Below are 20,387 nucleotides of genomic sequence, written 5' to 3'. Positions count from 1 at the left end.
CCCCCCGGCCTCGCGGCCCGCGCCGGGGGGGGGGGCCCCGGGGGCGGGCCCCCCCCACCGCACGTAGTCAGCGCAGGTAGGCCGCGAGGCCGAGCTGCTGGTTACGCAGGGCGGTGGCGACCACGCCGGCGATCTGCCGGGCCCCGGCCGTCTCGAAGTGGGTGTGGTCGGCGCAGAAGAACGCGCCCACCGCGCCCGAGTTGTAGTCGCCGTTGTTCGGGCACAGCTTCAGCGTGTTGTAGAGCGTGTAGCTCAGCTTGTGCAGGTCGATGACGGGGACGTTGTTGGCCCGACCCGCGTCGAAGGTCTCGGTGAGGAAGCCCCGGTTGCCCACGGCGGTGCTACCCGAGCAGGTGATCGCGGCGGCCGGGGTGAGGAAGACCGGGTACGCGCCGCGCTGCTGGGCCGCGCGGGCCATCACGCCGAGCAGTTCCTTGTAGCGGGCCGAGCCGACGTGCCGGTTGCAGGTGGTGCTGCCGTCGTTGATGCCGAACTGGATGAACAGGTAGTCGCCGGCCTTCATCCCGCCGTTGGCGTTGAGCATCGCCTGCCAGCGGGTCGAGTAGGTCTGCGGGTTGATCACGCACTCGCCGGCCGCGTTCATCGTGGTGGTGACGTTCGGGTCGTACAGCCAGGTTTGGATGCTGCGCCCGCCGACCGCGCTGTTGACCACGGTGGCGTTGCCGTTGAGGTACTGGCCGAACTGGTTGCCCCAGCCCACCGGGCAGGCCCCGCTGGACGACGGGTTGGCGACCGTGGAGTCCCCCGCCAGCCACACGGTGACCCGCGGCTGTGTCGTGGGCGTCGGGGTGGGGGTCGGCGTCCGGGTCGGGGGCGGCGTGGGCGTGAGGGTCGGGGTCGGGGTGGGGGTGGGCGGGGTGGACGGTGGCGGGCAGGGGGTGACGGTCGGGGTCGCGCCGGTGCAGGAGACCCCGTTGAGCGCGAACGCGGTGGGCACCGGGTTGGCGGTGGTCCACGCGCCGTTGAACCCGAAGCTGACGGCGGCCCCGGTCCCGATGGTGCCGTTGTAGCCGACGTCCGTGGCGCTGACCGCCGTCCCGCTCTGGGTGACGGTGGCGTTCCACGCCTGGCTGACCCGCTGCCCGCGGGCGAACGCCCAGGTGAGCGTCCAGCCGGTGACCGGGTCGCCGAGGTTGGTGATGGTGACGTCCGCGCCGAAGCCGCCCTGCCACTCGCTGGTGACCTTGTAGTCGACCCGGCAGCCGGTGGCCGCCGCGGTGGCGTTGCCCGCCGCGACCGCCACACCGCCCGCGAGGACCGCCAGTGTGATCGCGCCGAGTCCGGCGATACGTCGCCGCGCTGCTCTCATCATCTGCTCCTAGTCGCCGGTGCCGGGCCGGCGTCGCCCGCCCCCATCTGGACGGCCGCCCGAGCCCCGCGACGATGGCCGCAGCCCGGGACGAGAGGAGGCAAAAATCGATGTTACTCGATATTAATCTGCTCTCCCACCTCCGCCCGGTCGGGCCGGCACGCCAGGCGACGCCGCACCGGGCCGCGGGCGGTCGCGCTCGGTCGTCGGGCACCACGACCGGCTCGTCTAGGGTGGTGCGGTGCTCTACTTCCTGATCGTGATCGCCGTGCTGCTGCTGGCGTACGCCGCCGTGCTGGTCAGCTTCGTCCGGCGCGGACGCAAGATCCCGCCGCAGGCGTACCTGGTGTTGGCGCTGCTCAACGGGCTCATCCTGGCGGCCGTGCTGGCCTGGGCCATCGCCCGCTGACCCCCCGGCCCACCGCACTCGTCGCACCACCCAACGGGCGGGATCAGTCGCCGTTCAGCACCACCGGGTCGTCATCGTCGTCGTCGATGTCGTCGTCGCCCCAGTTGCGTCGGGCGAACGGCAGGATCACCCAGAAGGTCATGAACCACAGGCCGGTGATCACGGTGAGCACCACGGCGATGCCGGTGTCGAGCACGAAGTCGGCGATCAGCAGAACCGCGCTCACCATCGCGACCAGCATGAAGGCCAGGCCAGCGGAGGCCATCCGGTGCGCGAAACGGACCAGTTCCGGCTTGCGGCCCTGGCGGAACAGCGCCCGGTGGAAGGCGACCGGCGAAATGATCATCGCGGTGGCCGCGGCGGCGGACAGCAGGGCCAGGATGTAGACGTCCCGCTGGAACTCGCTGGTCCGGGTGAACCCGTTACTGAACGGCAGGGTCAGCAGGAAGGCGAAGAGGATCTGCACGCCGGTCTGGGCGACCCGCAGTTCCTGGAGCAGATCGGCGAAGTTGCGTTGCCATCGCTGCTTCTCGGATTCCTTCGACACGCGTTACCTCCGGTTCAGACGGTACGACCGACGGGGGTACCCCCCGTCGGCAGCAACGCCTGTGCCCGATCCGCAACCGCCCGAAACCGATTCACGAACCCCGATCGAGCCGCTGCGCCGACATCATCGGGCCGACCCGCGCACCCGGGCCAGGATCGCCTCGGCCAGCGGGCCCGGCGCCTCGTCGGGAATCCAGTGGGTCACCCCGGAGAGCACCACGAACCGGTAGTCCCCCGACACGTGCCGGACGCACGCCTGCGCGGCGGCCCGTCCGATCGCCACGTCCCGGTCGCTCCACACGTAGCTGGTCGGCACGCCCACCGGACCGACCGCCTTCATGTCCCGACCCGACATCGCCCGGTACCAGTTCAGAGCCCCGGTCAACGCGCCGGGCGTCCGCAGCGGCCCGGCGTACCCGGCCACCCGGGCCGGGTCGCCGACGCCGGACAGCAGCCGGCGCAGCACCACCCCCCGCCCGGCCAGCAGCACCTTCTCCGCCAGGCCGGCCCGGCGGAACAACGCCATGTACGACGAGCGCACCCGCTGCCGGCGGTCGGTGGCCAGCGCGTACCCGAAGGCGGCCGGATGCGGCACCGAGACCGCGGTGAGGGTACGCACCCGCTCCGGGTGCCCTGCGGCCAACGCCCAGGCGACGACCGCGCCCCAGTCGTGCCCCACCACGTGCGCGGTGTCGACGCCCAGCGCGTCCAGCACCGCCACCGCGTCGGCGACCAGCTCCGGCAGCCGGTAGTCGGCCACCTCCGTGGGACGGGCACCGGGCGAGTAACCCCGCTGGTCGGGTGCGTACGTGCGCAGCCCGGCGGCGTGCAGGGCCGGCACCACCGCGTCCCACTCCCCACCGTGCTGGGGGAAGCCGTGCAGCAGCAGCACCACGTCGCCGCCCTCCGGGCCACCGGCCCGTACGTCGAACGTCAGTCCCCGCGCCGCTACCCGCATGATCGTCAGACTACCCAGCGACCCGGGCCCCCGCCCGGGCGTCGAATGCCGGGAACCATGACCTGCTGGGCCGTTGCCGCAGGTCGGTGCTAGCGTCTGCCGAGACAACTTCACATCCGACAGGGGAGCGCACAGCGCTGAGAGTGCGGGCACCGCCCGCAGACCCTCGAACCTGATCTGGGTAATGCCAGCGCAGGGAGTTCGGTCGACCTCCAGCCGCGCCGCCGTCCGGCTGCCGCCGGGCGCGGCGTGCGTCTTCTCCTGGTTCGATCTTCTGGACTGGGAGCACCGACATGCAGCACACCACCACCAACCGGTGGCGCACGATCGACATCGTGGTCGCCGCCGTGATCGCCGTGGCCTTCGGGGTCATCTTCTGGGCCTGGGGCCTGGTCTGGAAGGCCGCCGACCCGGTCTTCGCCGCCGCACCGGCCAGCCAGGCCGTGATGTACGGGGTGTGGCTCGTCCCGGCCGTGCTCGGCGGCCTGGTGATCCGCAAGCCGGGGGCGGCCCTGTTCTGCGAGGCCGTCGCCGCCACCGTCTCCGCGCTGCTCGGTGCGGAGTGGGGCGGCGTCACCATCGTCCAAGGCCTGATCCAGGGTCTCGGCGCGGAGCTGGCCTTCGCCGCGTTCCGCTACCGGGCGTACCGGCTGCCGGTGGCGGTGCTCGCCGGGGCGATGACCGGGCTGAGCGCCGCCCTGTTCGACTTCTTCGTCTGGAACGCCGAGTACGCCCTGACCAGCTACCGCCTGCCGTACGCGGCGCTGACCGTGCTCAGCGCCGCCGTCGTCGCCGGTGTCGGCGGCTGGTACCTGACCCGGGCGCTCGCCGAGACCGGGGTGCTCGACCGGTTCCCCGCCGCCCGCGACCGCACCCTCGTCTGAGGCTGCCGTGGCGAGCGGGGAAGGGTCGGCGGTGTGGCCGGGGTGAGGCTGGTCGGCTTCGGCTGGCGGCACGCCGGGCGGCGGGCCTGGGCGGTACGCGGGGTCGACCTGCGCATCGACCACGGGGAACGGGTGCTGCTGCTGGGGCCGTCCGGGGCCGGCAAGAGCACCCTGCTCGCCGCGCTGGCCGGGCTGCTGCCGGCGGACTCCGGCGAGCAGGAGGGCACCGTCGAGATCGACGGCCTCGACCCGGCCAAGGCCCGCGAACGGGTCGGCACCGTCTTCCAGGACCCGCAGTCCCAGCTCGTGATGGCCCGCTGCGGCGACGACGTCGCGTTCGGCCTGGAGAACCGGGGGGTACCCGGCGACGAGATCTGGCCCCGGGTGGACGAGGCGCTGCGCCGGGTCGGTTTCCCGTACCACCGGGACCGGCCCACCGCGGCGTTGTCCGGCGGCGAGCAGCAGCGGCTCGCCCTGGCCGGGGTGCTGGCGCTGCGGCCGGGGCTGCTGCTGCTCGACGAGCCGACCGCCAACCTCGATCCGGCCGGCGCGGACCTGGTCCGCACGGCGGTGGCCGGCGCGTTGGACCCCGACACCACCCTGGTCCTGGTCGAACACCGGGTCGCCGACGCCCTGCCCCTGGTCGACCGGGTGGTGGTGCTGGCTCCCGGTGGCGGGGTCCGGGCCGACGGGACCCCGGAGGCGGTCTTCGCCGCGCACGGGGCCGCGCTCGCCGCCGAGGGGGTGTGGGTGCCCGGTCACCCCACGGTGACCCGGCGGGCCGCCGGGCCGCCAGGCGCGGAGTTGCTCACCGCCGACCGGCTCGGCCTGCCGCCCCGGCTGGCCCCCACCGACCTTGCCGTACGCGCCGGCGAGGCGCTCGCCGTCCTCGGCCCGAACGGAGCCGGCAAGTCCACCCTCGCGCTGCTGCTCGGCGGCCTGCTCCGCCCCGGGGCCGGCCGGCTGACCGCCACCGCCGCCCTGGCCGACGGGGACACCCGTACGCCCCCGCACCGGTGGCGGGCCCCCGCCCTGGCCGGTCGGATCGGTTCGGTCTTCCAGGACCCGGAGCACCAGTTCGTCACCCGTACCGTCCGCGACGAACTGGCCCTCGGTCCGCGCCGGACGGGTCGCCCCGAACCGTCCGTCCGGGCCACCGTGGACGAGTTGCTGGAGCGGCTGCGGCTGACCCGGCTCGCCGGGGCCAACCCGTACACCCTCTCGGGTGGGGAGGCCCGGCGGCTCAGCGTGGCGACCGCCCTGGCCACCGCGCCCCGGCTGCTGATCTGCGACGAACCCACCTTCGGCCAGGACCGCCGCACCTGGGGTGAGCTGGTCGACCTCTTCGCCGACCTGCGTGACGCCGGACACGGCGTGGTCACCGTCACCCACGACGGGGACTTCGTCGCCGCGCTCGCCGACCGGGCGGTCACCCTGCGCCCCGCCCGGGAGCAGCCGTGACCGCCCCCGCACCGCGCCCCCGCACCACCGCCCGTCCACGGGCGTGGGGGCGGTCGTGATCGGTCTGGAACCCGTCGCGACGCCCGGTGCGCCGCTGGCCCGACGCAACCCGGTGGCGAAGCTCGCGGCCGGTCTGGTCTTCTCTTTCCTGCTGGTGGCCAGCCTCGACCCGGTCGCGCCCGCGGTGGCGATCGCCATGGAACTGGCGCTGCTGCCACTGTTCGGCATCCGCTACCGGGTGCTGGCCCGGCGGGCCCTGCCACTGCTGGCCGGTGCCGTCGGCATCCTGGTCACCCTGGTGCTGTTCGCCGCCGACCGTTCCGGCCGGGTGCTCGGGGAGGCCGGACCGCTGCTGGTCACCTCGGGAGTGCTGGTCACCGCGTTGGGACTGGTGTTGCGGATGCTCGCGGTCGCCCTGCCCGGGGTGATCGTCTTCGCGACCACCGACCCGACCGACCTGGCCGACGCGCTGGTGCAGAACGCGAAGGCCCCGGCCCGCTTCGCCATCGGCGCACTGGCCGCGTTCCGGCTGGTGCCGCTGCTCGGTCAGGAGTGGCAGATGCTGACCATGGCGCGCCGGGCCCGGGGGGTGGACGCCGGCCGTAACCCGCTGGCCCGGCTGCGGCTCTTCGCCGCCACGGCGTTCGCCCTGCTGGTGGGGGCGATCCGGCGCGGCACCCGGCTGGCGGTGGCGATGGACGCCCGGGGCTTCGACGCCGGCACCCCGCGTACGGTGGCCCGCCGGCAGGTGTTCCGCCCGGCCGACTGGCTGCTCGTCGCCGGAGCGGCCGCCCTGGCCGGCAGCGCCCTCGCGGTCAGCGTCGCCCTCGGCACCTTCCGCCCCCTGATCGGCTGACCCACCCGGCCCGCCGAGCGGCAGGCCGCCGGCGCCATTGAGCCGAAACAGCGGTATCCGAGGACTCGGACACCGCTGTTTCGGCGATCTGGCGTAACGGGCCCCCGGCCGAGGCGGGCCCCCGGCCGAGGCGGGCCCCCGCCGGGCGGGTCAGCTGCGGCGGAAGGCGTACCGCCGGTTCTGGCCCTGGGCGGTGGTGGAGCCGGCCCGGACCGACCGGCCCGACCGCGACGGCGGAGGGGGCGGAGTTTGCCGGGCGGCGGCGTCCGGGTGGGACGACGCGACGGCGAGGGAAACCGGGTGCGCGGGCGTCACGGTGAGTGCCGCGAGCGCCGTCGGGTCCACCTCCACCGGGGACGGTACGGGACGACGGGACTTCTTCGGACTGCGCTTGGCGGGCATACGCTGCCTCCTGACGAGGTGCGGAGGGCCACCCTGCCACGCGGACGGCGGGCGGGCGGTCGACGGACGGGATCGGCTCCGGACGACCGGCCACGGGTCATCCCCCTGCGGGGAGGAGTGGGAAACGCGGACGCCCGAGCACGCGGACCCACGGCCACGGCGGCGGGTCGGCTCTGGAGAGAAGGGCGTCAGATGCGCATGCCGTCACGCTAACCCACCCCCGCACCCGGCGCACCCGCTTTTCCGACCCCGTCGCGCCGACGGCGGCGACCCCCGCCGGGCGTACGCGACCACCCTGTGACACTGGGTGGACGGCGGCTGCCGGCCCTCGCGGGCGCGCGATAGGTTCACAGCACACAGGTGACGTGAGAGGTGGCGGGTACGACATGACGCAACAGGCGACGGCGCAGATCGGCGTGACCGGGCTGGCGGTGATGGGTCGCAACCTGGCCCGCAACCTGGCCCGGAACGGGTTCACCGTGGCGGTGCACAACCGCTCCCCGGAGCGCACCCGCAGCCTGGTCGCCGAGCACGGCGACGAGGGCACCTTCGTGCCGTCGGAGTCCCTGGCCGACTTCGTCGGCTCGCTGGAGCGGCCCCGCGCGGTGATCGTCATGGTCAAGGCGGGCGCCCCCACCGACGCCGTCATCGACGAGCTGGTGCCGCTGCTGGAGGAGGGCGACATCGTCGTCGACGCCGGCAACGCCCACTTCGCCGACACCCGCCGCCGGGAGGAGACGCTGCGCGAGCACGGGCTGCACTTCGTCGGCACCGGTGTCTCCGGTGGCGAGGAGGGCGCGTTGCTCGGGCCGAGCATCATGCCGGGCGGCTCGGCGGAGTCCTACCAGAAGCTCGGCCCGATGTTCGAGAAGATCGCCGCGCAGGTGGACGGCGTCCCCTGCTGCCAGCACGTCGGCCCCGACGGCGCGGGCCACTTCGTCAAGATGGTCCACAACGGCATCGAGTACGCCGACATGCAGCTCATCGCCGAGGCGTACGACCTGCTGCGGGCCGGGCTGGGGGCGACCCCGGCGGAGATCGCGGAGATCTTCCGGGAGTGGAACACCGGCGAGCTGGAGTCGTTCCTCATCGAGATCACCGCCGACGTGCTGGCGCACACCGACGCCGCCACCGGCAAGGCGTTCGTCGACGTGGTGCTCGACCAGGCCGAGCAGAAGGGCACCGGCCGCTGGACGGTGCAGATCGCCCTCGACCTGGGCATCCCGATCACCGGCATCGCCGAGGCGACCTTCGCCAGGTCGCTGTCCGGGCACGCCGGTCAGCGCGAGGCGGCCCGCCGCACGTTCGGCGACGCGGGCGAGAAGTGGCAGGTCGAGGACCGGGACGCGTTCGTCGAGGACGTCCGCCGGGCACTGCTGGCCAGCAAGATCGTCGCGTACGCGCAGGGCTTCGACCAGATCCGGGCCGGCAGCCGCGAGTACCACTGGGACATCGACCTGGGTGGCACCGCCACCATCTGGCGGGGCGGCTGCATCATCCGGGCGCGCTTCCTCGACCGCATCCGGGAGGCGTACGACTCGCAGCCGGAGCTGCCGACGCTGCTGGTCGCGCCGTACTTCGCCGACGCGGTGAGCGACGGCGTGCCGAGCTGGCGTCGGGTGGTGGCGGACTCGGCGCGGGCAGGTGTGCCCACCCCGGCCTTCTCCTCGTCGCTCGCCTACTTCGACGCGCTGCGCGCGGAGCGGTTGCCGGCGGCCCTGATCCAGGGCCTGCGGGACAACTTCGGCGCGCACACCTACCACCGGATCGACCGGGAGGGCGCGTTCCACACCCTGTGGGCGACCGCCGACCGCTCCGAAGTGGCCGGCTGACCAGCCCGCCGACGTCGGTGCGGTGTCCACACCGCACCGGCACCGGGGCGGCCCGTCCGCCCGGGGCCGGTAGGACATGACGAATGCCCCGCTGTTGCGGCACGTGCCGCGACGGCGGGGCATTCTCACGCCCGGGCCCGGGCGCCGGGCCACGGCGCTCCGGGCCGACAGGTGACCGGCAGGGGCGCGGCATCCGTCGGCCCGTTGCCGGGGGTGGTCAGCGGTGTACGGCCGGCCGGGCGGCGGTCACCAGAACCGCCGACGGCGGGCCTTGCGCGGGCGCAGCACGTCGGCGCCCCGGCTCAGCATCCGGCTCACCCCGCTGGGGCCGCGACGGGCCTCCAGGGTGTGGCTCAGCCGGCGGGCGCCCGCCGCGGCCAGCGGCACGGCGACCGCCATGACCGCCCACTGTGCGATCCGCTTCTGAATCATGAGTGCTCACCTCCGCGATTGGCTGCTCACCAGGGGATACCCCGACGGTGAGATCACCAACCGTGGTCCGGTCAGCGCGGCGGGGCGACCGGGTTGGGCAGCGCGCCACCGAACCGGCGGTCCCGCTGGGCGTACAGCTCGCAGGCGTACCACAGGTGGCGGCGGTCGAAGTCCGGCCAGAGGGTGTCCAGGAACACCAGCTCCGCGTACGCCGACTGCCAGAGCATGAAGTTGGAGATCCGTTCCTCGCCGGAGGGGCGCAGGAAGAGGTCGACCTCGGGGACCTCCGGGTGGTAGAGGTACTTCGCCACGGTCTTCTCGGTGACCTTGTCCGGGTCGAGCCGACCGGCGGCCACCTCCCGGGCGATCGCGGCGGCGGCGTCGGCGATCTCGGCCTGGCCGCCGTAGTTGACGCAGAACTGGAGGGTCAGCGTCGAGTTGCCCCGGGACATCTCCTCGGCGGTCTGCAACTCGGAGATGACGCTCTTCCACAGCCGGCCCGCCCGCCCCGACCAGACCACCCGCACCCCCAGGTCGACCAGTTGGTCGCGGCGGCGGCGGATGACGTCCCGGTTGAAGCCCATCAGGAAGCGGACCTCGTCCGGCGAGCGCCGCCAGTTCTCGGTGGAGAAGGCGTACGCCGACAGGTAGGGCACGCCCAGCTCGATCGCCCCCTCCACGGTGTCGAAGAGGCTGAACTCGCCCTGCTCGTGGCCCTTGGTGCGGGGCAGACCGCGCTCCTTGGCCCAGCGGCCGTTGCCGTCCATCACCACCGCGACGTGCTTCGGCAGCGCCTCGGCGGGCAACGCCGGTGGACGTGCCCCCGACGGGTGCGGGGTCGGTGGCACCGGCTCCCGCCAGCCGGACCTCAACGATCGGATCACTCGGTCATCTCCCTGTCCACACCCTCCACACCGACCCGGGGCGGCACCACCCGGCCACCCGGCGCACCGCCGTCGTCCCCGGCCGGCCCGCCACCACCCACCGGTACACCGCCCACCGGGCCGGTGTCCGGCGCACCGCCCCGGTCGACCAGCGGCAGCGAGCGTAGCGCGCGTTCCAGGTGCCACTGCAGGTGCGCCGCGACCAGGCCGCTGCACTCCCGGCGTACCCCGGTGGCGGTGGCGTGGGGGCCCAGCCAGTCGCCGCGGGGGTGGGCGGGCATCAGGTCGATGGTGGCCGGCGCGGGGTGGGCCGCGCCGGGCGGCCGGCAGTCCGGGCAGACCGCGCCACCCGCCGGTACGGAGAACGCCCGGTGCCGCCCCGGGGTGCCGCAGACCGCACAGGCGGTCAGTGCCGGCGCCCACCCGGCGAGGCTCATCCCGCGCAGCAGGTAGGCGTCGAGCACCAGCGTGGTGGCGTGCTCCCCCAGCGACAGCGCCTTGAGCGCGCCGAGGGTGAGCTGGAACAGCCGCAGCGACGGTTCCCGCTCGACGGGGGTGAGGCGTTCGGCCGTCTCCGCGATCGCGCTCGCCGCCGTGTACCGGGGGTAGTCCCCGAGGAAGCGCCGGCCGTACAGGTCGATGCCCTCGACCTGGCTGACGCTGTGCAGCGAGCTGCCGGTGTTGCCCTTCGGGTCCCCGGCGAGTTGGAGGTCGATGTGCCCGAACGGTTCCAGCCGGGCACCGAACTTGCTGGTGGTACGGCGTACCCCCCGGGCCACCGCCCGCAGCCGGCCGTGCCGGCGGGTCAGCAGCGTGATGATCCGGTCGGACTCGCCCAGCTTCTGCACACGCAGCACCACCGCGTCGTCGCGGTAGAGCTGTCGGCGGTACCCGGCCATCGGGTCATTCTCTCTCGGGGTGGGAAATCAGGGTCGGATCGGGGTGGGTGGGTGCCGCGCCCCGGATGTGCGCCGGGGTGCGGCGGTCGTAGGTTGCTGGTCATGGCACTTCCCCGCAGCGTGGTCGCCCTGGGCGCGACCGCCGCCCTCATCCTCGCCACCGGGTGCGACACACTGGCGTTCCGGCGGCTGGACTTCGACACCACCGAGACGGCGACGATCGCCCGGATCACCGTCCGGCCCGGTTCCGGGGACGTCGTGGTGCGGGCCACCGGCCCGGCCACCGGGGTACGCGTCAAGCGGGTGCTCCGCTACCAGGGTGACCAGCCCGACACCACGTACCAGATCACCGGCGACGAACTGGTGCTGGACACCGGCTGCGGCCCCCGCTGCTCGGTGTCGTACGAGGTGACCGCCCCGCCCGGGGTGCGGGTGCAGGGCGAGACCGGCTCCGGCGACGTCGAGCTGGCCAAGATCGGATCGGTCGACTTCTCCCTGGGCTCGGGCAACCTGCGGATCGCCGACGCCAGCGGCCCGGTGCGGGCCGAGACCGGCTCGGGCAACATCGAGGTGCTCAACGTCACCGGCCCGGTCGACCTGCGGGCGTCCTCCGGTGACGTCACCGGCACCCGGCTCGGTGGCGACGTCTTCGCCGAGACCGACTCCGGCAACATCACGCTCCTGCTGAGCACCGCGGCCTCGGCGCGGGCCCACGCCGGCAGCGGGGACGTCGAGCTGACGGTGCCGGCGGGCCGCTACCGGGTGAAGTCGAACGTCGACTCGGGGGAGGCCGAGATCGGGGTGACCAACGATCCGACGGCGTCGCTGGTGCTCGACCTCGAGACCGGCAGCGGGAACGTGACGGTCGTGCAGCGTTGAGGCGTCCCGGCGTACCTCAGCGGGCCCTGGTCCCGGCGGCGTCGGCCCCGGCCGTCCGGGGGGCCGGGACGACGGGCATCGCCGGCCCCGGTCGGGCCGGCCGCCGGCCGGGGCCCAGCTCGGGGCGGCGGCGGGCCGCCACGTCCTCGACCCAGCCGACCAGCAGGGTCACCACGCCCACCAGGAGGAAGACCAGCACCACCCGGATCGCCAGCCCCCACGGGTCGCGGGTCGACCAGCCGACCAGCCCGACCAGCGGGGTGAGCGCCACCACGAAGGGCATGTGCCACAGGTAGATGGTCAACGCGCGCCGGTTCGCGATCGTCACCAGCCGGCTGACGATCCGGTTGCGGTCCACCCAGGCGGCGGTGGCCGGGGCCCGGCCGATGACGACCAGGATGAACGCCGCCGACCACAGGGCGTTGCCCAGCGGGATGTCGTTGAGGTCGTAGCCGCGCGGCCCGGGGTGGGTGAGGATCCAGCCGGCGCCGGCCCCGGCCAGCAGCAGCGCCGCCGGCACCAGCACCCGGCCGGCCAGCCGGCGCAGCAACCCGTCGTGGTGGGCGAAGCCGAGCAGCCAGGCGCCGAAGTACAGGCCGAAGTGCTGCAACACCGTCGAGGTGGTGGTCAGCAGACCCGCCTCGATCGCGATCAACAGCAGGTAGGGGACGGCCAGGGTGGGCAGCGGGGCCCGGCGGAACAGCCACAGCGCCACCGGGGAGGCGAGCACGAACCACAGGTAGTCCCGCAGGTACCAGATCGGGCTGAGCGCGAGCCCACCCCAGTAGTTCGCGGGCGGGTCGGTGATGGGAAACAGCCACAGCACCACCCGGGGGGTGAACACCAGCCCGGTCAGCAGCATCGCCGGGACGAAGACCGCCGCCACCACCCACAGCGAGGGCAGCAGCCGGCGCAGCCGACGCCCGACCGCGGGCACGCCGCAGCGGTCCAGCGACGCGGCCATCAGCGACCCGGCCAGGGCGAACATGACCGACATGGCCGGGAAGACAAGCGTCAGCGAGGCCAGCCCGGTGACGTGGTAGACCACGACCCGGATGATGGCCAGGAACCGGAGCAGATCCAGATATCGGTTACGCATCAGGCTGCATCTATGTCGGGGGCGGGATGGACGTCCCCTACCCTGCGCACCCGACCTGTGAAACCGCTGCTAATCGGTGCCTGACGTGAAACTTCCCATATCAGTGTCCGAATTCCACCCGGCGTACGGGATCAGAAACCCAGCTTGCGCAACTGCTTCGGATCGCGCTGCCACTCCTTGGCGACCCGGACGTGCAGGTCCAGGTAGACCCGGGTGCCGAGCAGCTCCTCGATCTGCTTGCGGGCGGTGGTGCCGACCTCCTTGAGCCGGCTGGCCCGGTGGCCGAGCACGATCGCCTTCTGGCTGGGCCGCTCGACGTAGACGTCGGCGTAGATCTTCATGAGCTGACCCTCGGGGATCATCTCCTCCACCACCACGGCGATCGAGTGCGGCAGCTCGTCGCGGACCCCCTCCAGCGCCGCCTCCCGGATCAGCTCGGCGACCAGCACCTGCTCCGGCTCGTCGGTGAGCATGTCGTCCGGGTAGAGCTGCGGCGACGGCGGCAGGTAACCGGTCATCACGTCGACCAGGGTGTCCACCTGGTGCCCGGAGACCGCGCTGACCGGCACCACGGCGGCGAAGTCAGCCAGCTCGCTGACCGCGAGCAACTGCTCGGCCAGCCGCCGCTTGTCGACCAGGTCAGTCTTGGTGACCACGGCGAGGACGGTGGCCTTCAACTCGCTCAGCTCGCCGCTGATGAACCGGTCACCCCGGCCCACCGGCTCGTCGGCCGGAATGCACAGGCCGATCACGTCGACCTCCGTCCAGGTGGTGCGCACCAGGTCGTTGAGGCGCTCGCCGAGCAGGGTGCGCGGCCGGTGCAGGCCCGGGGTGTCCACCAGGACCAGCTGCGAATCCGGCCGGTGCAGCACGGCCCGGATGACGTGCCGGGTGGTCTGCGGCTTGTTGGAGGTGATCGCGATCTTGGTGCCGACGATGGCGTTGGTCAGGGTCGACTTGCCGGCGTTCGGCCGCCCGACGAAACACCCGAAACCCGCCCGGTACGGCCGCTGCTCCACGCCGGTCACTCGATCACCGTGCCGAGCACCGTGCCGTCCGGCGCGGCCACGTGGATCGGCGCGTCGGCGGACAGGTCCCGTACCGCGGCGTGACCCGCCCCGTCCAGCGTCGACGCCTCGGTCACCACCACCGCCGCCTCCAGCCGACTCGCCCCGGCCGCCACCGCCGACGCCACCGCGAGCTGCAACGCCGTGACCGTCAACGAGGGCAGCGCGACGCTCGCCGCCGCGTACGTCCGGCCGTCCTGGTCGCGGACCGCCGCGCCCTCCACCGCGGCCACCCGGGCACGGGCACCACGGGCCAGCACGACCAGCTTGCCGTCCTCGGCACTCAACTCGGCCGGATCGGACGGGGTGGGCCGGGCGGCCGGCTCGACGGGTGTCTCAGGCATCGGCGGGTTGCCTCTCCTCGGTGCTGTGCTGACTGTCAGGGGAATCGGGTCCGTCCGACGGCACCCGGCTGACCAGCACGCTGTCTATCCGGTTACGTCGGCCGGTGGTGCCCTCGGCGACCAGTTTGAGGCCGGCCACCTCGGCGTCGGCACCCGGGATCGGCACCCGCCCCAGGGCCTGCGCCAACAGGCCACCGACCGTCTCCACCTCGTCGGTGGGCAGCTCGGTGTCGAACAACTCGCCCAGGTTCTCCACCGGCAGCCGGGCGGTGACCCGCACCGCGCCGTCGGCCAGGTGCTCCACCGGCGGGCGCTCGACATCGTACTCGTCGGTGATCTCGCCGACGATCTCCTCCAGGATGTCCTCGATGGTGACCAGCCCGCCGGTGCCGCCGTACTCGTCGACGACGATGACCAGGTGGTTGCGGGCGGCCTGCATCTCCGACAGCAGGTCGTCGACCGGCTTGGACTCCGGCACGAACGTCGCCGGCCGCATCAGCTCGGCCACCGGCGTCTGGTGGGCCCGCAGGTCGCCGCCCCGGGTACGCCGGATGAGGTCCTTGAGGTAGAGCACGCCGAGCACGTCGTCGACGCTCTCCCCGATCACCGGGATGCGGGAGAACCCGGAGCGCAGGAACAGCGCCAGCGCCTGGGAGAGGGTCTTGCCCTCCTCGATCCACACCATCTCGGTGCGCGGCACCATCACCTCCCGGGCGATGGTGTCGCCGAGCGCGAAGACCGAGTGGATCATCTGGCGTTCGCCGTGCTCCACCACCCCCCGCTGCTCGGCCAGGTCGACCAGCTCCCGCAGCTCGACCTGGGTGGCGAACGGCCCCTCCCGGAAGCCACGCCCCGGGGTGACCGCGTTGCCGATCAGGATCAGCAACGAGGCCAGCGGGTTCAGTGCCCGACCCAGCCAGCGCACCAACGGCGCCACCGCCCGGCCCACCGCGTACGCGTGCTGCCGGCCCAGCGTGCGCGGGGCCACCCCCACCACCACGAAACTGACCACGGTCATCGCCCCGGCGGTCACCAGCGCCGCCCGCCAGCCCGCGCCGAAGCTGTCCACCGCGACCAGGGCGACCAGGGTGGTGGCGGTCAGCTCGGCGAGCAGCCGCAGCAGCAACAACAGGTTGAGGTGGCGGACCACGTCACCGGCGACGGCCTGGAGGGTACGCGCGCCCCGCGCCCCGTCGCGGGCCAGCTCCGCGGCGCGGGCCGGGGAGACCGCGGCCAGCGCGGCCTCGGTCATCGCGATCAGGCCGGCGAGCACCACCAGCCCGGCCGCGAAGAAGATCAGCTGAAGATCGGGAAGGCCGGCGGTCGGACCGGCCGCGACTATGTCCATCACCGGGACCGGGTCGACCGCCAGCTGGCCCGCAGCCGGGCCTGGAGGGCGAACATCTCCCGCTCCTCCTCCGGCTCGGCGTGGTCGTAGCCGAGCAGGTGCAGCACCCCGTGCACGGTGAGCAGGTGCAGCTCGTCGGCGGCGCTGTGCCCGGCGGTGGCCGCCTGCTTGGCCGCCACCTCCGGGCAGAGCACGATGTCGCCGAGCAGTGCCGGTTCACCGCCGGCCGGGGCGCTCTCCCCCGGGCCGTGGTCGACGCTGCCCGCGTCCATGGGGAAGGCGAGCACGTCGGTGGGGCCGTCGCCGCCCATCCAGCGATGGTTCAGCTCGGTCATGTAGCCGATGTCGACAAGCAGCACGGACAGCTCGGCGAGCGGGTTGACCCCCATCTCGTCGAGGGCGTGCCGGGCCACGGCGAGCACCGCGTCGGTGTCGACCTCGGCACCGGACTCGTTGGCGATCTCGATGGACAACTGTCTTCCTCTGATTGGTTAGCGGCGTCGGCCGGCCCGGCCGCCCTGGGCGGTCCGCCCCGGCACGGCGTGCACGCCCTGCGCCTGCTGGTTCTCCCGCTCGTCCCAGCGGGCGTACGCGTCGACGATCTCACCGACCAGCCGGTGCCGGACCACATCCGCGCTGGAGAGCTGCGCGAAGTGCACGTCCTCGACATGGCCCAGGATCTCCCGGACCACCCGCAGCCCGCTGGCCGTCCCGCCGGGAAGGTCCACCTGGGTGACGTCACCGGTCACCACGATCTTGGAACCGAAGCCCAGTCGGGTGAGGAACATCTTCATCTGCTCGGGCGTGGTGTTCTGCGCCTCGTCCAGGATGATGAACGCGTCATTCAGGGTGTTGTGGGTGACCAGGAAGTCGTCGGTCACGTACAACGAGTCCTCCGCCGCGACCTGGATGCACATCGTCTCCTGCACCCCGGCCGGGATGATCGAGTCGATGAACCGCATCGGCCGCCCGCCGCCGTGCTCGTCGTACCGCTGGCGCTTGCGGGCCAGGCGGAACGGCGGGACACCGGCCGGTAGCCGGATCTCCACGACGTAGGCGTCGGCGCGATACGGGACCGGACGCCCGTTGGCCAGACCGGGCTTGCGTCCCTCGGCCTCCCGTACCCGCCAGGTCGCCACTCCGCCGAGCGACTGGACCAGGTGGACGACGTCGTCCCGCAGCCGGGTCGAGGTCGTCGAGTACTGCACCCGACAGGTGCGCCCCGCCTGGACGACCGGCCCCCCGTCGGTGTCCAGCAGCCCCTGCAGAACGGCCAGCCGGACGCCGAGACTGTTCTGCAGGTAGACGTCGGGCACGAACTTGGTCCCCGACTTCGCACCGGCAAGGCCCAGTTCGCGGAGCGCGAGCGTCACCGGGTTGGCGACGATCACCCCGCCCCGGTGACCGTTGACGTGCCGGAGCACGTAGTCGTAGTTGTTCTTGCGCACCAGCTCGATGTCGGGCAGCGCCGCGTCGAGCGCGTCGGCCAGCTCCGGGTCGGCGGTGCTGAAGGCCGGGGTGGTCCGCAACGAGATGCTGCCGTCGCCGAGCAGCAGACCGAGGGCGTACGGGTCGAGCGGAACGTCCTGCGACTCGAGCTGCACCGGTGCCACGACCGGAAGCTCGTACCGGCGGATGTGACCCCGCCGTTCCTTGCCGATCATCTCGTGCGTCTCGAGGGTGCGCCGACCGCCGCGCCGCTTGTCCTCCGGGGTGGCCACCGTCCAGAGGTGTTCACCGCAGCAGAGGGTCGAGGCCCCGTCCTGCGTGGTGACCCGGTATACCTGCTTGGGCCCCTGCGGGTAGATGCCGATCACCGGCGTGGGCGTCCCGTTCGCGCCGATGACCAGGTCACCGACCCGCAGCGACCCGAACGGTCGGAAACCCTCCGGAGTCAGCACCTTCGCGTCGTAGGGCTGCGCCCTACCCCGCATGTACGCCAGCGGCGCCACCTCGATGGTACCGGCGGCCATCAGCTTCGGGATGGACTCCGGGTCGAGCATGTCGTGCAGCGCGTCGTAGAGCGGGCGCAGGTACGGGTCGATCTTCTCGTTCAGGGTGCCCGGCAGGAAGCCCAGTCGCTCGCCCGCCTCGACCGCCGGACGGGTCAGGATGATCCGGCTGACCTGCTTGGCCTGGAGCGCCTGGACGGCCTTCGCCATCGCCAGGTACGTCTTGCCGGTGCCGGCCGGGCCGATGCCGAACACGATCGTGTTGGCGTCGATCGAGTCGACGTACGTCTTCTGCCCGAGCGTCTTGGGGCGGATGGTGCGCCCGCGCCGGGAGAGGATGTTGAGGGTGAGCACCTCGGCGGGTCGCTCGGTGCCGCCCTGTTCGAGCATGCCGACGGTACGCCGGACAGCGTCAGTGGTCAGGGTCTCGCCTTTCTCGATCAGTTCGAGCAGCTCGCTGAAGAGGCGCTCGGCGAGAGCATTGTCCGCGGGCGCGCCGGTGATGGTGATCTCGTTGCCGCGAACGTGCACGTCGCTGGTGACCGAACGTTCGACGAGTCGCAGGATCTCGTCGCCCGCGCCGAGCAGGTTGACCATGATCTTGGCGTCGGGAACCGTGATCCTGGTCTGCACCCGGGGCGGGCCGGGAGGTGGGGTGCCGGTCATAGGTCGGGCCGTGGGGCCCTGCGCCACCTGCTTCCATCTCGCGCCGTGCCCTGCTGGCGCGGCGTGCGGACGATACTCCCATCGTATCCGCTCGGGCCCGGCGGCACCGCGTCACTTGTCCCGCCCGGCGGGGCCGGGCGGTCGTACCCGCCTCCCGGCCCGTCCGGCGGCGGGCACCGGGCCGGCAGCTGGCATGCAGGGCCCGGGAGCCGGCGGGTCAGGCCCGGGAGCCGGATCGGGCCGTCGGCTGGCGGCCGAGGTCGAGGGCCGGCCGGTCAGGCCCGGAAGTCGTACCGGTCGAAGGTCTCCTGGTGGCGGGTGAAACGGTAGGTGGCCCAGTGCATCGCGACCACCGTCCCGTCGGCGTCGCGGGTGAGCCGCAGCAGCTCCCCGACCTCCCGCCCGGAGACCGTCCGGAACACGTCAGGTGACTGCGGCGTCGGCGCGAACACCGCCGGGGGCCGCCCCGCCGGATCGTCCGCGCCCCGGGCCCGCAGCGCCCCGTCGTGCCAGGAGAAGACGTACTCGAACCCCTCGCCCCACCAGCGGCCCAGCACCCCGCGCAGCGGGCCGGGCGCACCCGGGCCCGGCCGCCACGGCACGATCTCCGCCGGGTCGTGCTCGGCCGAGGCGGCGAGCAGCCGGTGCGGCAGTTCCAGCACCTCGGCGGCGGTGCCGGAGGAGGCGAGGACCGCGCAGCCCATCGCGCCGGGGGTGCCGTCCCCGCCGCGCCGGCCGTAGACGCCGGCCAGGAAGCCAGGCATCGCGCCGTCGTGCCCCACGTGCACCACCCGGTCCGGGTACGGGACCAGGATCAGCCCGAGCCCGAAGCCGGCCCTCCAGGCCGTCTCGTCGGTGGTGGTCACCGGCCAGCGCATCTCGTCCAGCGTCGTCGCGGCGAGCACCGCCCCGGTCGGGTCCAGCGCGGCCGGATCGGCGAGGAACGCCGCCCACCGGGCCATGTCCGTCGCGGTGCTCCACAGCTGGCCGGCCGGCCCGACCGCCCCGAAGTCGGTCGGCGGCTCCGGATGCGCCTCGTCGGAGTACGCGTCGACCAGGAACCCGGTCACCGCCTGCGGCCCCGGGTCGACCGAGGTGCCGGTCAGCGCCAACGGGGTGAGCACCCGGTCGGCGAGCACCTCGGCCCAGGTGCCGCCGCGCAGCGCGCCGACCAGCCGGCCGAGCAGCGCCATGCCCAGGTTGGAGTAGTGGTAACGGCGGCCGGTGGGCAGCACCCGCTCGGCCCGGACCAGGTCGGCGACCAACTCGTCCACCTGCGGCGCGCGCAGCGTGTCCCAGACGTCGCCGTACGGTTCGCGTTGCAGCCCGGCGGTGTGCGAGAGCAACCGGCGTACGGTCAGCTCGCCGTGCGCGGGCAGGTCGAGGTGCCGGCCCAGCGGGTCGTCCAGGTCGAGCAGCCCGTCGTCGCGGCACTGCAACGCCAGCACGGCGGTGAAGGTCTTGGTGACCGAGCCGATCCGGAACCGGCTGGCCGGGCCGAGAACGGTGTCGTTACCGGTGGTGCCGACCTGGAAGCTCCAGAGCGGACCGTCGGCCCGGTGCAGCGCCACCGCCAGGGCCGGCACCCGTGCCTGCGCCTGGGTGCTGCGGACCATCCGTTCCAGCCGACGCCGGGTGGATGCCCCCTGGCCGTCCGGGTCGGTTTCCGGGTCGACCGTCGACGTCACACCAGGTCCCGGGCCAGCATCGGGCCCAGGGGCGCGCCGCCGAGCAGGTGGGCGTGCACGTGGAAGACCTCCTGGCCGCCGTACGGGCCGGTGTTGAACATCAGCCGGAAGCCGTCACCGGTCAGCCCCTCGTCCTCGGCCACCGCCGCCGCCGTGGCCAGGACCTCGCCGGCCAGCCCCGGGTCACCCTGACCGAGCGTCGCCACATCGGCGTAGTGCTCCTTGGGGATGATCAGCACGTGCACCGGCGCCTTCGGCCCGATGTCACGGAAGGCCAGGGTGGTGGCGGTCTCCTTGACGATGGTGGCCGGAATCTCCCCGGCGACGATGCGGCAGAACAGACAGTCGGCTCCCATCCCCCCACTCTAAAGACCACCCCTCCCCCACTCCCCCGCCCGCCCCTCCCGCACCGCCCCTTCCGCCTCTGCCCCGGTGATCAAGAGGTTTGCGT

20 protein-coding genes, 3 pseudogenes and 1 riboswitch are annotated in these 20,387 nt (G+C 73.2%); of the genes and pseudogenes, 6 read left to right on the top strand and 17 right to left on the bottom strand.

All coding sequences use genetic code 11. The features are described from left to right. Positions 1-67: 67 nt before the first annotated feature. Positions 68-1,330, bottom strand: a complete 1,263-nt coding sequence (locus tag ACOJTC_RS17835) for a cellulose binding domain-containing protein (RefSeq protein WP_420117727.1) — start codon at positions 1,328-1,330, stop codon at positions 68-70. 241 nt (positions 1,331-1,571) lie between these two features. Here ACOJTC_RS17835 and ACOJTC_RS17830 point away from each other — a divergent pair, with 241 nt between their 5' ends. Beyond that, positions 1,572-1,739: a hypothetical protein gene (locus ACOJTC_RS17830; protein WP_204926308.1), complete on the top strand. Its 168-nt coding sequence runs from the start codon at positions 1,572-1,574 to the stop codon at positions 1,737-1,739. 43 nt (positions 1,740-1,782) lie between these two features. Here the strand turns inward: ACOJTC_RS17830 and ACOJTC_RS17825 are convergent, their stop codons facing one another. Beyond that, a complete protein-coding gene (locus ACOJTC_RS17825; protein WP_420117726.1) occupies positions 1,783-2,286 on the bottom strand; it encodes a DUF6328 family protein in 504 nt (167 codons plus the stop codon). Between the two features lie 123 nt (positions 2,287-2,409). After that, the gene (locus ACOJTC_RS17820; RefSeq protein WP_420117725.1) at positions 2,410-3,243 is read right to left on the bottom strand and encodes an alpha/beta fold hydrolase; all 834 of its coding nucleotides are present in this window, start codon (positions 3,241-3,243) and stop codon (positions 2,410-2,412) included. A gap of 111 nt (positions 3,244-3,354) precedes the next feature. Next, positions 3,355-3,460, top strand: a riboswitch (TPP riboswitch). A 76-nt stretch (positions 3,461-3,536) separates the two neighbouring features. Between ACOJTC_RS17820 and ACOJTC_RS17815 the strand changes: the two genes are divergently transcribed. From ACOJTC_RS17815 to ACOJTC_RS17805, 3 genes are read left to right on the top strand one after another with little or no spacing between them, the layout of a single operon-like run. Further along, positions 3,537-4,127, top strand: coding sequence for an ECF transporter S component (locus ACOJTC_RS17815; RefSeq protein WP_420117724.1), 591 nt, complete (start codon positions 3,537-3,539; stop codon positions 4,125-4,127). A gap of 33 nt (positions 4,128-4,160) precedes the next feature. Continuing rightward, positions 4,161-5,588, top strand: a complete 1,428-nt coding sequence (locus ACOJTC_RS17810) for an ABC transporter ATP-binding protein (RefSeq protein WP_420117723.1) — start codon at positions 4,161-4,163, stop codon at positions 5,586-5,588. Positions 5,589-5,643: 55 nt separating this feature from the next. Continuing rightward, entirely contained in the window at positions 5,644-6,444 is an 801-nt protein-coding gene (locus ACOJTC_RS17805; protein WP_420117722.1) for an energy-coupling factor transporter transmembrane component T family protein, read from the top strand. A gap of 150 nt (positions 6,445-6,594) precedes the next feature. Here the strand turns inward: ACOJTC_RS17805 and ACOJTC_RS17800 are convergent, their stop codons facing one another. Further along, entirely contained in the window at positions 6,595-6,846 is a 252-nt protein-coding gene (locus ACOJTC_RS17800; RefSeq protein WP_420117721.1) for a hypothetical protein, read from the bottom strand. 386 nt (positions 6,847-7,232) lie between these two features. Between ACOJTC_RS17800 and gndA the strand changes: the two genes are divergently transcribed. After that, positions 7,233-8,678, top strand: coding sequence for an NADP-dependent phosphogluconate dehydrogenase (gene gndA / locus ACOJTC_RS17795; protein ID WP_204926303.1), 1,446 nt, complete (start codon positions 7,233-7,235; stop codon positions 8,676-8,678). A gap of 246 nt (positions 8,679-8,924) precedes the next feature. Here gndA and ACOJTC_RS17790 read toward each other — a convergent pair whose 3' ends face one another. From ACOJTC_RS17790 to recO, 3 genes are all read right to left on the bottom strand, one after another. Beyond that, on the bottom strand, positions 8,925-9,110 hold the full coding sequence (locus tag ACOJTC_RS17790; protein ID WP_420117720.1) for a hypothetical protein: 186 nt from the start codon (positions 9,108-9,110) through the stop codon (positions 8,925-8,927). A gap of 71 nt (positions 9,111-9,181) precedes the next feature. Then, the gene (locus tag ACOJTC_RS17785; RefSeq protein ID WP_204926478.1) at positions 9,182-9,958 is read right to left on the bottom strand and encodes an isoprenyl transferase; all 777 of its coding nucleotides are present in this window, start codon (positions 9,956-9,958) and stop codon (positions 9,182-9,184) included. A 32-nt stretch (positions 9,959-9,990) separates the two neighbouring features. Then, positions 9,991-10,893, bottom strand: a complete 903-nt coding sequence (gene recO / locus ACOJTC_RS17780; RefSeq protein WP_420117719.1) for a DNA repair protein RecO — start codon at positions 10,891-10,893, stop codon at positions 9,991-9,993. A gap of 102 nt (positions 10,894-10,995) precedes the next feature. Between recO and ACOJTC_RS17775 the strand changes: the two genes are divergently transcribed. Then, positions 10,996-11,772, top strand: a complete 777-nt coding sequence (locus ACOJTC_RS17775) for a DUF4097 family beta strand repeat-containing protein (RefSeq protein WP_357932128.1) — start codon at positions 10,996-10,998, stop codon at positions 11,770-11,772. A gap of 16 nt (positions 11,773-11,788) precedes the next feature. Here ACOJTC_RS17775 and ACOJTC_RS17770 read toward each other — a convergent pair whose 3' ends face one another. The 10 genes and pseudogenes from ACOJTC_RS17770 to ACOJTC_RS17725 all read right to left on the bottom strand — a co-directional run bounded on the left by ACOJTC_RS17770 (position 11,789) and on the right by ACOJTC_RS17725 (position 20,292). Next, complete coding sequence (locus tag ACOJTC_RS17770) at positions 11,789-12,871, bottom strand: acyltransferase family protein (RefSeq protein WP_420117718.1); 1,083 nt, start codon at positions 12,869-12,871, stop codon at positions 11,789-11,791. Positions 12,872-13,002: 131 nt separating this feature from the next. Next, a complete protein-coding gene (gene era, locus ACOJTC_RS17765; protein ID WP_204926298.1) occupies positions 13,003-13,899 on the bottom strand; it encodes a GTPase Era in 897 nt (298 codons plus the stop codon). Further along, the gene (locus ACOJTC_RS17760; protein ID WP_204926297.1) at positions 13,896-14,282 is read right to left on the bottom strand and encodes a cytidine deaminase; all 387 of its coding nucleotides are present in this window, start codon (positions 14,280-14,282) and stop codon (positions 13,896-13,898) included. Before ACOJTC_RS17760 ends, era begins: the two co-directional genes overlap by 4 nt. Next, positions 14,275-15,654: a hemolysin family protein gene (locus tag ACOJTC_RS17755; protein ID WP_204926477.1), complete on the bottom strand. Its 1,380-nt coding sequence runs from the start codon at positions 15,652-15,654 to the stop codon at positions 14,275-14,277. Before ACOJTC_RS17755 ends, ACOJTC_RS17760 begins: the two co-directional genes overlap by 8 nt. Then, a complete protein-coding gene (gene ybeY / locus ACOJTC_RS17750; RefSeq protein ID WP_420117717.1) occupies positions 15,630-16,103 on the bottom strand; it encodes an rRNA maturation RNase YbeY in 474 nt (157 codons plus the stop codon). The genes ACOJTC_RS17755 and ybeY overlap by 25 nt, the downstream gene beginning before the upstream one ends. Positions 16,104-16,121: 18 nt before the next feature. After that, positions 16,122-16,481 (bottom strand): annotated as a pseudogene (locus ACOJTC_RS17745) (PhoH family protein); the annotation flags it as partial. A 264-nt stretch (positions 16,482-16,745) separates the two neighbouring features. Further along, a pseudogene (locus ACOJTC_RS17740) lies at positions 16,746-17,294 on the bottom strand (LAGLIDADG family homing endonuclease); the annotation flags it as partial. 258 nt (positions 17,295-17,552) lie between these two features. Then, positions 17,553-18,248: pseudogene (locus tag ACOJTC_RS17735) on the bottom strand (PhoH family protein); the annotation flags it as partial. A gap of 275 nt (positions 18,249-18,523) precedes the next feature. Next, positions 18,524-19,864 (bottom strand): serine hydrolase domain-containing protein, encoded by a 1,341-nt coding sequence (locus ACOJTC_RS17730; RefSeq protein ID WP_420117728.1) that lies wholly within the window; start codon positions 19,862-19,864, stop codon positions 18,524-18,526. A 68-nt stretch (positions 19,865-19,932) separates the two neighbouring features. Continuing rightward, on the bottom strand, positions 19,933-20,292 hold the full coding sequence (locus ACOJTC_RS17725) for a histidine triad nucleotide-binding protein (protein ID WP_088644388.1): 360 nt from the start codon (positions 20,290-20,292) through the stop codon (positions 19,933-19,935). Positions 20,293-20,387: the final 95 nt, after the last annotated feature.

It is taken from the genome of Micromonospora sp. (assembly GCF_048594385.1).
Classification (GTDB): Bacteria; Actinomycetota; Actinomycetes; order Mycobacteriales; family Micromonosporaceae; genus Micromonospora; species Micromonospora wenchangensis.
Note: the sequence above shows the minus strand (reverse complement) of the source record. Positions and strands in the feature narration are given on the sequence as shown.